Below are 12,368 nucleotides of genomic sequence, written 5' to 3' on the forward strand. Positions count from 1 at the left end.
AGCTAGTGATAAAACGGCGGCGGGAGGCGCTTCTCGCCAGCTTCAATTCGGATCGGCAACACGTTCTCCGGCGGTGGCAACGGACACACGGCGTGCTCGGTGAACGCACAGGGCGGATTGATGGCCTTGTTGAAGTCCAGAACAATTGTGGTGTCTGTAACGTCCTCGCCGTAGAGGAATCGCGAGGCGGGGTAGGTCAAATCGCGTGACGTCAGGTCCCGCAGCACGAACTGCGGTGCGGCCGCCGTGCCATGCGTCGCCAGCAATTCGAACCGTTCACCATTCAGAGTGAACACGGCCTTGTGGGTCACCTGCACATCGGTGGTGATTGATTTCGTAGTGTCCACCGTCATCCCCTGGGGCGCCTCCAGCGCGACCCAGTCGGCGACGATGCGCCAATTCGGATCCAGCGGAAATGTGTCGATGTCCGTCAGTGTCGCTGGCACAGGCGACTCCGTGTCCCGAACCCGCAGCGCATTGTCACCGTTCAGTGAGGTCACCTCCAGCAGCAGCGTTCCGGACTGGAAGCGCGGCGGCTTGGCCTTGTCGAGCTTGAGCTGGATCGGCGCGCTGCCATCAGCTGGCGTGTAAAGCACGCCCTTGTCGTCCTGCGTCAGCGAACCGACATGGGCGGGACCGGCCGAAAGCACCAGATCATTGTCCGCCGCACTCCCGACCGTGACTATGCCGTCTTCCAGCCAGTATCGACCGATGATGTTGAGCCACCCATCTGCAGCTTTCAGATTGGCCAGGCGCTTTGCCCGCCACTGCGCGTACTGCTCGACATAGTTGCTGGATGACGTCATGGCATAAGTCCTTCTGGCATACGGGGGACACTGGCAAGCAGCGCCTGGGTATAGGGGTGCTTTGGGCGCCCGAGTACATCCTGGGTCCGACCGGCCTCCACGATGCGACCGCGCTCCAATACGACGATGTCGCGGCAAAGAGCAGCAACCACCCCAAGATCATGGGAAACGAACACCAGGGTCATGTGTTGCGCCAGGGTCTGCAGCAGGGCGACAATGCGAACGCGGGTTGTCAGGTCAAGCGCACTGACGGCTTCGTCAGCCAGCAACAGCTGGGGACGCGCAACGATGGCGCGGGCTATGGCAATACGCTGGCGTTGCCCACCGGAGAACTGGTGCGGATAGCGCCGCAGACTGTCCTGGGGGAGGCCGACGGAATCAAGCGCAGCGCCGACCATATCCTCATGGTTGCCCGCGACCCGCAGCGAACGCAGCGGCTCCGCGATGATGTCGAATACATTCCGCCGTGGGTCGAGCGAAGAGTAGGGGTCCTGGAACACCGCCTGCACCTGGCGACGATAGCTCCGCATAAAGCCGGCATCGCGCGTATCCACACGTGCACCATTGAGTGCGATCGAGCCTGCACTGGGCTGCGACAGGCCAAGAAGCAAGCGCAGCAAAGTGGTCTTGCCAGATCCAGATTCGCCCACGATGCCAAGGCTTGCGCCGGCTTCAACTGCAAAGGACACCTGCTGCAAGACGGCCTTGTCGCTGCGGTAGGCAAAGTCCACGGCGTTGACGTCAAGAAGGTTCATGCCGCACCTTCCAGTGCGCCATCAAAGCTTCGAGCGGCGGCCACGAGCGAGCGCGTGTAGTCATGTTGCGGCCTTGAGAAGACCTCGCCCACCGGCCCGGCCTCGACGACGACGCCATGCTGCATAACCACCACGCGATCAACGACACGCGCCACGACGGGCAGGTCATGGCTGATGAACAGGAGAGCCATGCCATTGTCCGCGACCAGCTTGGCGAGCAACCGAAGAATTTCCGCCTGTGTTGTAACATCAAGCGCTGTAGTCGGTTCATCGGCAATCAGCAGTTGCGGGCGGCAAGCCAGAGCCATGGCGATGGCAACGCGCTGGCGTTGACCACCCGACAGCTCATGCGGATAGCGCCGCGACAGCGCCAGGGGGTCAGGCAGCGCAACCTGGGCGAGAAGATTTTGCACCCCGGCCGCCACGTCTGTCCGGCCCGCAGCCTCTCCATCGCGCCGAAGGCGCCGGCGAAGGGGCTCGGCAATCTGCCGCCCGACAGGCTGCAGCGGATCGAGCGCGGTGAGCGGCTCCTGGAACACCGTCGCCGTCACATTGCCCCGAAGCGACACCATTGAGCGCTCGCTGGCGCCGATGACGTCCTGACCATCAAGTGAAATCGCCCCCGTTGCGGTCAGGCCGGGCGCGAGCAGGCCAATCGCGGCCAGTGCCGTCAGGGACTTGCCCGATCCGGATTCCCCGATCAGACCCACGCGCTCGCCTGGCGCAATCGAAAGAGACACCTTGTCCAGGAGCGTCTTGCCATTGGCGGCGATGGACAGGTCCGCAATATCGAGAACGGGTCTCATCTCTGTGCGCTCCGCGTTGGGTCCGCAACATCACGCAGGCCATCGGCCAAAAGGTTGATGCCCACAACAAGAATGACTAGCGCCAGTCCCGGCGCAAAGGCGCCGATGGGCGCGGTGTAGACAGTGCCTTGCGCTTCCTGCAGCAGATGTCCCCAGGAGGCATTCGGTGGCGGCGCGCCAAGGCCCAGGTAGGAGAGGGACGCTTCGGCAATGGCCGCCAGCCCAAACTGCAAAGCGAAATTGACCGCCAGCGTCGGCCAGATGTTGGGCAGAACATGGATCAGGACAATGCCCATCCACGAGGTTCCAGACGTGCGCGCGGCCGTGATGTAGTCGAGCAGCAGTACGCGCTTGGCCAGAATGCGGGTCAGGCGGGCCACGATAGCCGACAGGGCAATGCCAATGGCCAGAATGGCCGTGAACAGGTTGGCCTCGTCGCTTGCAGCAACCACCAGCATGGCGATCAGCAGTGTGGGAAAGGCTATCAGGATATCCAGCGTCGCGGCCAAGGCATCGTCAAGCCAGCGGCTGGCGAACGCTGCCAGCAGGCCAAGAGTGACGCCAATCGCGCCGCCGATTGCTACGGCGCCAGCGCCCACGACCAGCGCGATCTGGCTACCCAGCATGATCTGGGTAAAGAAGTCCCGCCCCAGCCGATCTGTTCCAGCCCAATGCGCCCAACTGGGCGCCTCGAGGCGTCCGCCGGTCATTCCGAGGGGATCATACGGTGTCCACACCAGACTAAGCAGGGCGATGGCCACATGCAGCCCCACCAGAACCAACCCCACCCAAAGTGTAGCCGAGACCCTGGGATGCGTTTGTGGAATCGTGAGCTCAGGAGTTGTCATGTCGGGGCCTGCACTCGGTCGCGCAGACGCGGGTCAATCAGGCGCTGCAGCATGTCGGCGGCAAAGCCGATGAGCAGCACCAGCAAGGTCGAAACGATCAGTACGCCCTGCAAGTTTGGGTAGTCACGTTGCTGGATCGCCAGCAACAGCATGGAGCCCATGCCGGGCAGGGTGAAAACACGTTCCACAACCACGGCCCCCAGGAAGGTACTGGCCAGCTCGATACCCAGAACTGAAATGATCGGCACGGACCCGTTACGGATACCGTGCTTGATCAAGGCCTCGGTAAACCCCGATCCGAGAGCCCGCGCGGTGCGGATATAGTCGCTGTCGATGACGTCCAGGGTCGCGGCGCGAACATAGCGCAGCAGCGACGCGCCAATCACCAGTGCGACGGTCAGAACGGGCAGCAACAGGCCAGTTATTGCCTCCAGTGGATTTTGCCAGCCGCGAAGGGGAAAGCCGCCGGACGGCAGCAAACGCAGATTGATGGCAAAAACGGTAACCAGCAGGATACCCAGCCAGAACACCGGGATGGCAATCCCCAACTGCGACACCACCGAGATCAGCCAGCCATACCAGGTCTGGGACTTGACCGCCGCAATCACGCCCAGCGGAATGGCGATGACCAAGGCCAGAACGAAACCCAAGAGAGTCAGCGGCAGCGTGACGGCCATCCGGTTGCCGATTTCATCCAGAACCGGCGCATGGCTGACAAAGGATGTGCCAAGGTCAAACCGCGCCAGACTGTTGAGATAATTGATAAATTGCGTCCCCAGCGGTTGGTCTGAACCGAGCTGGGCCCGGGCCGCCGCGATCTGCTCGGGGGTTGCGCCCACGCCCAATAGCGCGTTTGCCGGATCGCCCGGCAACAGGCGAAGCAAAGCGAAGAGCACCATCGCTGCAATCAGCAGCGACAGCAGCAGAATAACCAGCCGGCGCAGGGTGTAAGCGAGAATGGGAGGACCCTCGTTTGACAGCGTCGCACTGGCTTACAGCACGACGCAATTGGGGTCACCCGCCATTCGAATGCGAGTGACCCTTTCTAGCAAAGCGTCAACAATAGGCTGACGTTTAATTCGCCTTTTCGATGTCATAGGCGAAGAACTGTGCGTTCAGCCCATTGACCGGGTAGCCCGTGACATTGGCCGCCGACACCACGATCTGCGGATAGAGGTACAGCCAGTTGCTGGCGGCGTCCTCGGCGATGATCTCGTTGGCTTCCTTGAGCTTGGCCGTCTGCTCGTCGACCGATGCGGCGGCTTCGGAGTCGGCGATCAGCTTGACCACGTCAGGGTTGTTGTAACCCCAGTAGAAATCTGGATTGCCGTAGAAGACGATATCGCGGTGATTGACGTGTTCCTGCAGCGTCGCCTGGAAATCATGCGCCTGGTAGATCTTGGTGTACCATTCATTGGCGGTGATGATGTTGATGTTCATCTTCACGCCGATCTTGGCATATTCGCCCTGCAGGAACTGCGCCACGATCGGATGTGGATCGTAGTCGGGCGTGTCGAGCGTGAACTCGAAGCCGTCAGGGTAGCCGGCCTCGGCCAGCAGGGCCTTGGCGCTCTCGACGTCATAGGCATCCACGCCGGTGAGGTCGACATACCAGGGATCGGTCGGCGGCACGAAGGAGCCGATCAGCGTGCCATAGTCACCCCAGATGGAGTTGAGCAGCTTGGCCTTGTCGACGGCGCGGGCCAGGGCCTTGCGCACCTTGACGTTGTCGAAGGGGGCCACGCGGTCGTTGTAGGCCAGCAGTTCCTTGGTGGTGGAGGCGCCTTCGGTGACCTTGAAGGCCGGGTTGTCGGCGAACTGGGCCAGCGAATCCGGGCTCTGCACCGAGGTGATGATATCCACCGCATTGGTCAGCAGCGCGTTGTTGAGCGCCGTTGCGTCGGTGAAATACTGGAACAGCACCTGGCCATTTGTCGGCGCGTCGCCCCAATAGCCATCGAACCGGGTCAGGGCGAGGGCAGAGCCGCGGCGCCACTCTTCGAGAGTGTAGGGACCCGTGCCGTCTTCGGTACCGGTGATGTCGGTGGCCGCATCGTTGACGATCCAGACGTAGCTCAGGTTGTAGGGCAGCGAGATCGACCGGCTCGACAGCGTGATGACCACGGTCTTGTCGTCCGGGGTCTCGATGCCGGTGATGGTCGAAAGGCTCTTCTTGCGCGAGCTCTTGGAGGTCTCGGCAGTGACGCGCTCGATCGAGTATTTCACATCGGCCGCAGTGAGCGGTTCGCCGGAGTGGAAGGACACCCCATCGCGCAGGGTGATCGTATAGGTCAGCCCGTCTTCGCTGATGGTGTAGTCGGCGGCCAGCACGGGCTCGACAGAGCCGGCGTCGGTGAGCTGGAAGAGGGCTTCGTAGACATTGCCGTTGAAGGCTTCGTTGATGCCCTGGCCAGCGCCCGCAGTGTTGTCCAGGTTCTGCGGCTCATAGAGAGAGCCAATGCGGATCGTGGCGTCCTTGTCATAGCTCTGGGCCATGGCGGCGCCGGCGGAAACACTGGTGAGCAGCGCAGCAGTCAGCAGCGCGCGACCAAGGCGGACGGCGACCGAACGGGACGGGAAGGTGGACATCGGAATGCTCCTGTTTGCATCTGGCGCGGCAGCCATGGGGGCCTAGCCATTCGCCGTGTTCAATCAATAGACCATATAGGCAGATGCGCTTAGTCGACTTGGTAGACAATTCTTGCGCCGGGCTCGATCGCCCGGAAACACTCTTCGCTTGTCGGAGCTCCGCACGAAATTGCGATCCAAGCGCCTGAAAAATAGGGTTTTTTCAGTAAAAATTCTTTACTTTCGGTTCGTTTCCGCGCCCCTTGCCGTCAAGGCCGATCTGCCAAGCTCAACGCCAGGGCCGCGCTTGCAAGCCAGCCTCTGCCATCCCATTTTAATAGAATGGGCACACACCCAGCATGATGACCGGCTGGCGGCCCGGAGACAAGGGTGTCTGATATGGCTGAGCACAATCACGTTGTTTGTACTTCTTGTGGCGCGGTCAACCGTCTGCCAGCCAGCCATGACGCGACGACAGGCAAGTGTGGCAAGTGCGGAGAACCTCTGTTCAGCGGTCAACCCGCTGAGGTGTCGGCTGTCCAGTTTGATCGGCAAGTTGGAAAGTCGGGGATTCCCGTTCTCGTCGATGTCTGGGCGCCCTGGTGCGGTCCCTGCCGGGTGATGGGGCCGCAGTTTGCCGCCGCCGCCGCCAAGGCCGAGCCGGCAATGCGCTTCATCAAGCTCAACTCCGATGCTGCGCCCGAGCTGTCGGCGCGGCTGGGGATCCGCAGTATCCCGACAATGCTCCTCTTCCAGGATGGCCATGAGATCGCCCGCGTGTCCGGTGCGATGTCATCGGCGGACATCCTCAAGTGGGCAACAGACGCCCGGCGCAACTAGGGTCGGGCATCAGTCGGCGGCAACCGGGACCTTCTTGAACAAGCGGTAGAAATTGGCCGACGTCGTGGTGCCCAGATCAGCCATGGAAACCTTGCGCAAATCGGCCAGCAATGTCGCGACGTCGAGCAGCCGGATCGGCTCATTGCGCTGATCCTGGTCCGGGGCGGGCGCCAGGGACGGGGAGTCTGTTTCAAGCAGGATGCGGTCGGCGGGAACGCTGGCGGCAATCTCCCGCATCTGATGATTGTCCGGATAGGTCAGCAGCCCGCCGAATCCAAGGTAGCCGCCCAGGCTCAGCGCCGTTTCTGCCAGGACCGGCCCGCCGGAGAAGGCGTGCACGACAAAGGGGAACGCGCCCTGACGCGTGCCTTCGCGCAGCATATCAGCCATGGCCTCATCCTGGCGGACCGAGTGGATTACCAGGGGCATCTGGGTCTGCCGCGCTGCATCGATGTGGGCCCGGAAAACCGCGATCTGCGCGTCCCAGGAAGCATTGCCGAAGAAGGTGTCGAGGCCTGCCTCTCCGATCCCAACCACCTTGGGGTGGTGGGTATGCGCAACGATCTCGGCTGCTGTCACATCATGCTCGTCGTCGGCGTGATGGGGCAGGGTGCCCACCGTGCAATAGACATCCCGATAGGCTTCGGCGACGGCCAGCACGCGCGCAAAATCGCGGACACGGATGCCGATGGAGACGAACCGGCCGACCCCGGCCGCCTGCGCCCGCTCGATCACGGCTGCGCGGTCGGCGGAGAACTCGTCGAAATCGAGGTGCAAATGGCTATCGATGAACATGGCAGTGGGTATCCGGGAGACTGTCGGGCGGCGAGATCGGCTTGATGATGACACCTAGCATGGCCCATGCCGATTGGCAGATGCACAAGGCACATGGCAAGTCTGCAGCGGGGCTCGTGCCGCCTAAACAGTGCTGGCGCTCCAGTCCAGACTGACTTCGAAGCCGTCTGTCTGGCCAGCTCTTGGCGACGCCAGCCGCATCCGTCCCCCGGTCTGCTGGACGATAGCATCGACAATTGCCAGGCCCAGCCCTGTCCCACTGGCGCCGGTTTCCCCGCGAGCAAAGCGCGTCCCCAGTTGCGACAGGACCTCTGGTGGCACCACGGCGCCTCGATTTCGCACGATAATGATCGGGCCAGGCAGCGCCGTGATCTCGACAGGTCCGCCTTGCTGGCCATGCAGCAAGGCGTTCTGGATCAGATTGCGCAGCGCGATCGCAAAGGCATCGGGATTGATGCGCGTCTCGAGCTGTACGTTCTCGGCGGCGCTGAACGCCACCCGCCCGGCTGTCGCCTTTGCGGTCTCGAAATCCCGCACCACCAGATCAATGATCGGCCGCAGGGCGACGGGGTCGTCCGACCGCGCGAACCCCGCTTCAAGCCGCGCCAGCTGCAGAAGCTTCTCGGACAAGAGCGAGAGGTGGCGCAACGCGCGCTCGATCTCCTGCACCCGCGCACTCGCGGGGTGCGTGCCCAGTTCCAGTGCCAGCCTCTGGGTCTGTGCCAGGGCGCCGGCAAGGGGCGTGCGCAGTTCGTGCGCACTATTGGCCGCAAAGCTCCGCTCGGCGTCCATGGCACCCTTGAGGCGGTCGAGCAGGGCGGTGACCTCACTGGCGATCGGCGCGAGCTCTATGGGCTGGCCGGCGGCGTCGAGCGGCGCCAGATTGCCACTGTCACGCAGGGCAACATCACGGGAGAACCTGTTGATGGGCTGCATGCCTAGCCGAACGACACCCCAGATGCCGACACCGAGGAGCGGGACAAGCGCCACCAGCGGCCAGAAGAGAGTGCTTGCAGCATCAACCAGCGCATCCTGCCGGTGGTTGGACATTTCCAGCACGACAATGCTCAATCCGCTGCGGCGGTCGCTGATCGAAAAGGCCCGCCGACCGTCGACATCGCTGAAGCCGGTGGAGGTGGGCAGAGTGGTGACGTTCTCAGGCGCGTCCTCGGCGCGCAACAGGATGCGCCCCTTGCCGTCATGCACAAAATAGGTGAAGGCGCTGTTTTCGGGCTCATCCAGGCGCCGCACAGTTTCACGGCGTTCTTCCGGCTCGCGCAGGTCGTGCAGGGCCAACGGCAGCAGGCGATAGGCGCTCTGACTCAGGCTTTCGTCAAAGGCCTCCTGCAATTCGTGCTGCAGCACCGTCGTCGACACCGCCGCCGCGCCGACCCAGAAGACCCCGATGACCAGCGTCAGCAGGAGCGCCAGGCGCAAGGCTATGGACGACGGGCGCCTCACGCCGGCACCTGGTAGCCGAGTCCGCGCAATGTGGTGACAAAGTCCTTGCCCAGTTTCTTGCGAAGGCGGCTAACATAGACTTCCACGGCATTGCTCTCGATTTCGGCGCCGAAGGCATACAGCGAGTCTTCGATGTCTGCCTTGGTCACGATGGCGCCGCGCCGGCTGAGAAGACGCTCGAGCACCGCCCATTCTCGCGCTGTCAAAGTCACCGGCTTCCCATCGAGGGTCACAATTCTTGTGGCCGTGTTGACGGCGACGCTGCCGATGGTGACCACGGGCGACGGACTGCCACCATAGCGGCGGGCAACGGCTGCCAGCCGGGCCGACATTTCGCTGAGGTCATAGGGCTTGACCAGATAGTCATCTGCGCCAGCATTCAGGCCCTCGATCCGGACCGCTATCTGGTCCTGCGCAGTGCTGATGATGACAGGCACATCATTGCCTTTGGCCCTGAGCCCGCGCAACAGGTCGAGGCCGCGTCCATCCGGCAGGTTGAGGTCAAGAAGCACCAGTTGATAGGCAACGGTGTCCAGCGCCGCACGCGCATCGTCCAGACGCTGCATCCAGTCCACGCCGTGGCCCTCGGCCGCAATGTGATCGCGGATGGCTGCGCCCAGCACGTGGTCGTCTTCGATCAACAGAATGCGCACGGATCACTCTCCCCCGCGCCTCTCTATTAGCCCAAGCTGACACCAGGCTGAAGGATGAAAGCCTCGCAGTTCAGGCTGGCGTCAGGAACGCATGGGACAAGCAGTGCAATTCCAACGCATTGGAGCTGTGCCATGCTCAAGAAACTCACCGCCGTATTGCTTTTGGCAACCGCCTTTTCGGTCCCCGGCGTCGCCTATGCCAAAGACGCCACTCTGGCCATTCGGATGACGGGATACCAGGGGCCGCCGGCCTATCTGGCGGTCTACCTCACTAAGCCCGACGGCAGCTATGACTCGACGCTCTGGGTGGCTGGGACGCAGTCCAAATACTACCGCCATCTGCGCGGCTGGATTCAGGGCGTATCGGGCTCAGGCGAGCGACTGGACGGGATCACCGGCGCCAGCGTTGGCAGCGGTCGCACCATGGAAGTGGGCATCACCATCGCTGACGCCCTGATTGACGCCGGCTACACCATACATGTCGACAGCGCTGTTGAGCACGGCGCGGAAAACCAGGACGACGTCGTTCTGCCGCTGACATCGGCGAACTCGGGAACCGTGGTCTCGGGCAGCGGCTATATCTCGGCCATGGCCGTCACCTTCTAGGATCGGGAGGTTCGGCATGATCCGTCGTTTCCATTCCCTGGCCGGGCTCGCCGCTGGCGTGATCGTCGCCTTGATGGCCATCACCGGCGCGGTGCTGTCTCTGCAGCCGGTGCTGGATCACCTGGCCACGCCGTCATCGGGCAGCATGAGCGTGGCCGCTTTGGCCGAGGCGGTGTCCGCCCAGCTGCCGGGCGTGACGCGGATCACCCACGCCGCCTCCGGCGCAATAACGGCCTATTACGATGCTGGGGCAGGAGAGCTGGCGGCGAGCATCGATCCAGCCACAGGCAATGTTCTGGGAGCAACCGCGCCGTCGCCGGTGTTCGCCTTCTTTACCGAGCTGCATCGCTCCTTGTTTCTCAACATGAATGGGCGGGTTGCGTCTGGTCTTGCGGCCCTGGCCATCACCGTGCTGTCGGTGAGCGGCCTGGTCCTGCTGGCCAACCGGCTGGGCGGGTGGCGCAAACTGTTCACCACCGCCAAGGGGACTCTGTCGCAGCGCCTGCATGTCGAACTGGCCCGCATGGGCGTGCTCGGGCTGATTGTGAGCGGCGCCTCGGGCATCGCCATGTCGCTCAACAGCTTTGGCCTGCTGCCCGGCACCGATGCGCCAATGACGGCCTTTCCCAGCAATGTCGACGGCGGCACGCCGGCCGCGATCAGCACACTGTCAGCGCTCCAGGGGCTGGACCTCTCCAGCCTGCGCGAACTCACGTTTCCCTATCTCGGCGATGTCACGGACGTTTTCAGCGTCATCACGGCCAATGGCCAGGGCTATGTCGACCAGGGCACGGGCGCCTGGCTGAGTTTTACCCCCAACGGCCTGGGTCAGACCATCTATGAGACCATCTACATGCTGCACACGGGGCAGGGGCTGTGGTGGTTCGGCGCGCTGCTGGGCCTGGCATCGCTGTCCGTGCCCGCTCTGGCCATCACCGGGGGCCTGATCTGGTGGGTTCGACGCCGCAACCAGCCGCGGCTGGTGGGCAATGTCCCGGCACGCCACGCCGATACCATCATTCTGGTGGGCAGCGAGGGCAATTCGACCTGGGGCTTTGCGACCACGCTGCACGCAGCCCTGACCCAGGCCGGCCACAAGGTTCATGCCGCTGCCATGAACAGCCTTGCCGCCAGCTATCCTTCGGCGCGCCAGATCCTGGTGTTGACCGCCACCTATGGCGACGGCGCCGCGCCCGCCTCTGCGCGCAACTTTGCCGCCCGCCTGCGCCACTTTACGCCCGTGCCGGGCCAGCGCTTTGCCGTGTTGGGATTTGGCGACCGCAGCTTCGCCCAGTTCTGCCACTTCGCCGAAGAGACCCAGCAGGCCATGCTGGACCGAGGGCTCAAGCAGCTACTGACCTATGAGAGCATCGACCGCCAGTCGGCCCAGAGCTTTGCCAAATGGGGCAATGACCTGGGCGCTGCCCTGGGGCACGAACTGACGCTTGTCCATGCGCCCGTGGTGCCGGTGACAAGCACGCTGGCGCTGCTCGACCGCACCGATTTTGGCACCGAGGTGCAGGCGCCCACGGCGGTGCTCCGCTTTGCATTGCCTGCGGGGGAGGTCGGCCTGATCGATCGCCTCCTGGGCCGGACGCAGGCGCTGCGCTTCGAGCCGGGCGATCTGGTCGGCATCGTGCCACCTGGCGAAACCATCCCGCGCTACTATTCGCTGGCGTCGTCGTCGCGCGACGATGTGCTGGAGATCTGCGTGCGCAAGGTGTCGGGCGGCGTGTGCTCGGAATTCCTGCATGGGCTGGAGCCGGGCCAGACAATCTCTGCCTTCATCAAGCGCAACCCCGATTTCCGGCCGCAGCCGGGCCGCGCCCCGGTCATCCTCATCGGCGCCGGGACGGGCATCGGTCCGCTCGCCGGCTTTGTCGATGGCAACCGTCGGCACCAGCCCTACTACCTCTATTTCGGTGGCCGCGACCCGGCATCGGACTTCCTCTATGCGCCCCTGTGGCGGGCGGCACTGGCCGATCATCGGCTGGCCGGCCTGGCGACCGCCTTTTCCCGGGTTGTGGGCGGCCGCTATGTCCAGGACAGCGTGCGCGAAGACGCCGCCAATATTCGCAAGCTCGTGGCCTCGGGTGCGCAGATCCTGGTCTGCGGCGGGCGCGACATGGCCGCCGGCGTCCGCGACAGCATCGATTATTGCCTGGCCCCGGCGGGCGAAACCGTCACCGGCCTGCGGGCAAAGGGCCGCTACCTCGAGGACGTGTACTGA

At 63.5% G+C, this 12,368-nt stretch carries 12 protein-coding genes; 3 read left to right on the plus strand and 9 right to left on the minus strand.

Annotation, left to right across the window (positions count from 1 at the left end; genetic code table 11):
- Positions 1 to 2: 2 nt before the first annotated feature.
- The 6 genes from K1177_RS05490 to K1177_RS05515 form a co-directional block, all read right to left on the minus strand.
- The gene (locus tag K1177_RS05490) at positions 3 to 806 is read right to left on the minus strand and encodes a DUF1684 domain-containing protein (RefSeq protein WP_224702302.1); all 804 of its coding nucleotides are present in this window, start codon (positions 804 to 806) and stop codon (positions 3 to 5) included.
- Positions 803 to 1,561 (minus strand): ATP-binding cassette domain-containing protein, encoded by a 759-nt coding sequence (locus K1177_RS05495; RefSeq protein ID WP_224702303.1) that lies wholly within the window; start codon positions 1,559 to 1,561, stop codon positions 803 to 805. The genes K1177_RS05490 and K1177_RS05495 overlap by 4 nt, the downstream gene beginning before the upstream one ends.
- A complete protein-coding gene (locus K1177_RS05500; protein ID WP_224702304.1) occupies positions 1,558 to 2,367 on the minus strand; it encodes an ATP-binding cassette domain-containing protein in 810 nt (269 codons plus the stop codon). The genes K1177_RS05495 and K1177_RS05500 overlap by 4 nt, the downstream gene beginning before the upstream one ends.
- On the minus strand, positions 2,364 to 3,215 hold the full coding sequence (locus K1177_RS05505) for an ABC transporter permease (protein WP_224702305.1): 852 nt from the start codon (positions 3,213 to 3,215) through the stop codon (positions 2,364 to 2,366). Before K1177_RS05505 ends, K1177_RS05500 begins: the two co-directional genes overlap by 4 nt.
- The gene (locus tag K1177_RS05510; RefSeq protein ID WP_224703697.1) at positions 3,212 to 4,159 is read right to left on the minus strand and encodes an ABC transporter permease; all 948 of its coding nucleotides are present in this window, start codon (positions 4,157 to 4,159) and stop codon (positions 3,212 to 3,214) included. Before K1177_RS05510 ends, K1177_RS05505 begins: the two co-directional genes overlap by 4 nt.
- A gap of 130 nt (positions 4,160 to 4,289) precedes the next feature.
- Entirely contained in the window at positions 4,290 to 5,804 is a 1,515-nt protein-coding gene (locus tag K1177_RS05515) for an ABC transporter substrate-binding protein (RefSeq protein WP_224702306.1), read from the minus strand.
- A gap of 378 nt (positions 5,805 to 6,182) precedes the next feature.
- On the opposite strand from K1177_RS05515, the gene trxC reads away from it, so the two are divergent.
- Positions 6,183 to 6,623 (plus strand): thioredoxin TrxC, encoded by a 441-nt coding sequence (gene trxC / locus K1177_RS05520; RefSeq protein WP_224702307.1) that lies wholly within the window; start codon positions 6,183 to 6,185, stop codon positions 6,621 to 6,623.
- A 9-nt stretch (positions 6,624 to 6,632) separates the two neighbouring features.
- On the opposite strand, the gene K1177_RS05525 is transcribed toward trxC, so the two are convergent.
- The 3 genes from K1177_RS05525 to K1177_RS05535 form a co-directional block, all read right to left on the minus strand.
- Positions 6,633 to 7,418, minus strand: coding sequence for a TatD family hydrolase (locus tag K1177_RS05525; RefSeq protein WP_224702308.1), 786 nt, complete (start codon positions 7,416 to 7,418; stop codon positions 6,633 to 6,635).
- A 123-nt stretch (positions 7,419 to 7,541) separates the two neighbouring features.
- Positions 7,542 to 8,879 carry an ATP-binding protein gene (locus K1177_RS18490; RefSeq protein ID WP_224702309.1) on the minus strand — a complete coding sequence of 446 codons (1,338 nt, stop codon included), beginning with the start codon at positions 8,877 to 8,879 and terminating at the stop codon, positions 7,542 to 7,544.
- Positions 8,876 to 9,532, minus strand: a complete 657-nt coding sequence (locus K1177_RS05535; RefSeq protein WP_224702310.1) for a response regulator transcription factor — start codon at positions 9,530 to 9,532, stop codon at positions 8,876 to 8,878. The genes K1177_RS18490 and K1177_RS05535 overlap by 4 nt, the downstream gene beginning before the upstream one ends.
- 132 nt (positions 9,533 to 9,664) lie before the next feature.
- Between K1177_RS05535 and K1177_RS05540 the strand changes: the two genes are divergently transcribed.
- Entirely contained in the window at positions 9,665 to 10,138 is a 474-nt protein-coding gene (locus K1177_RS05540) for a DUF2271 domain-containing protein (protein WP_224702311.1), read from the plus strand.
- 16 nt (positions 10,139 to 10,154) lie between these two features.
- On the plus strand, positions 10,155 to 12,368 hold the full coding sequence (locus K1177_RS05545; protein ID WP_224702312.1) for a PepSY domain-containing protein: 2,214 nt from the start codon (positions 10,155 to 10,157) through the stop codon (positions 12,366 to 12,368).

The organism is Devosia aquimaris (assembly GCF_020169335.1).
GTDB classification, from domain to species: domain Bacteria; phylum Pseudomonadota; class Alphaproteobacteria; order Rhizobiales; family Devosiaceae; genus Devosia; species Devosia aquimaris.

Coding starts and splice junctions, on each gene's coding strand:
- K1177_RS05495 (WP_224702303.1), bottom strand. CDS start 1,561: ATGAACCTTCTTGACGTCAACGCCGTGGACTTTGCCTACCGCAGCGAC.
- K1177_RS05490 (WP_224702302.1), bottom strand. CDS start 806: ATGACGTCATCCAGCAACTATGTCGAGCAGTACGCGCAGTGGCGGGCA.
- K1177_RS05515 (WP_224702306.1), bottom strand. CDS start 5,804: ATGTCCACCTTCCCGTCCCGTTCGGTCGCCGTCCGCCTTGGTCGCGCG.
- K1177_RS05545 (WP_224702312.1), top strand. CDS start 10,155: ATGATCCGTCGTTTCCATTCCCTGGCCGGGCTCGCCGCTGGCGTGATC.
- K1177_RS05525 (WP_224702308.1), bottom strand. CDS start 7,418: ATGTTCATCGATAGCCATTTGCACCTCGATTTCGACGAGTTCTCCGCC.
- K1177_RS05500 (WP_224702304.1), bottom strand. CDS start 2,367: ATGAGACCCGTTCTCGATATTGCGGACCTGTCCATCGCCGCCAATGGC.
- K1177_RS05540 (WP_224702311.1), top strand. CDS start 9,665: ATGCTCAAGAAACTCACCGCCGTATTGCTTTTGGCAACCGCCTTTTCG.
- K1177_RS05505 (WP_224702305.1), bottom strand. CDS start 3,215: ATGACAACTCCTGAGCTCACGATTCCACAAACGCATCCCAGGGTCTCG.
- trxC (WP_224702307.1), top strand. CDS start 6,183: ATGGCTGAGCACAATCACGTTGTTTGTACTTCTTGTGGCGCGGTCAAC.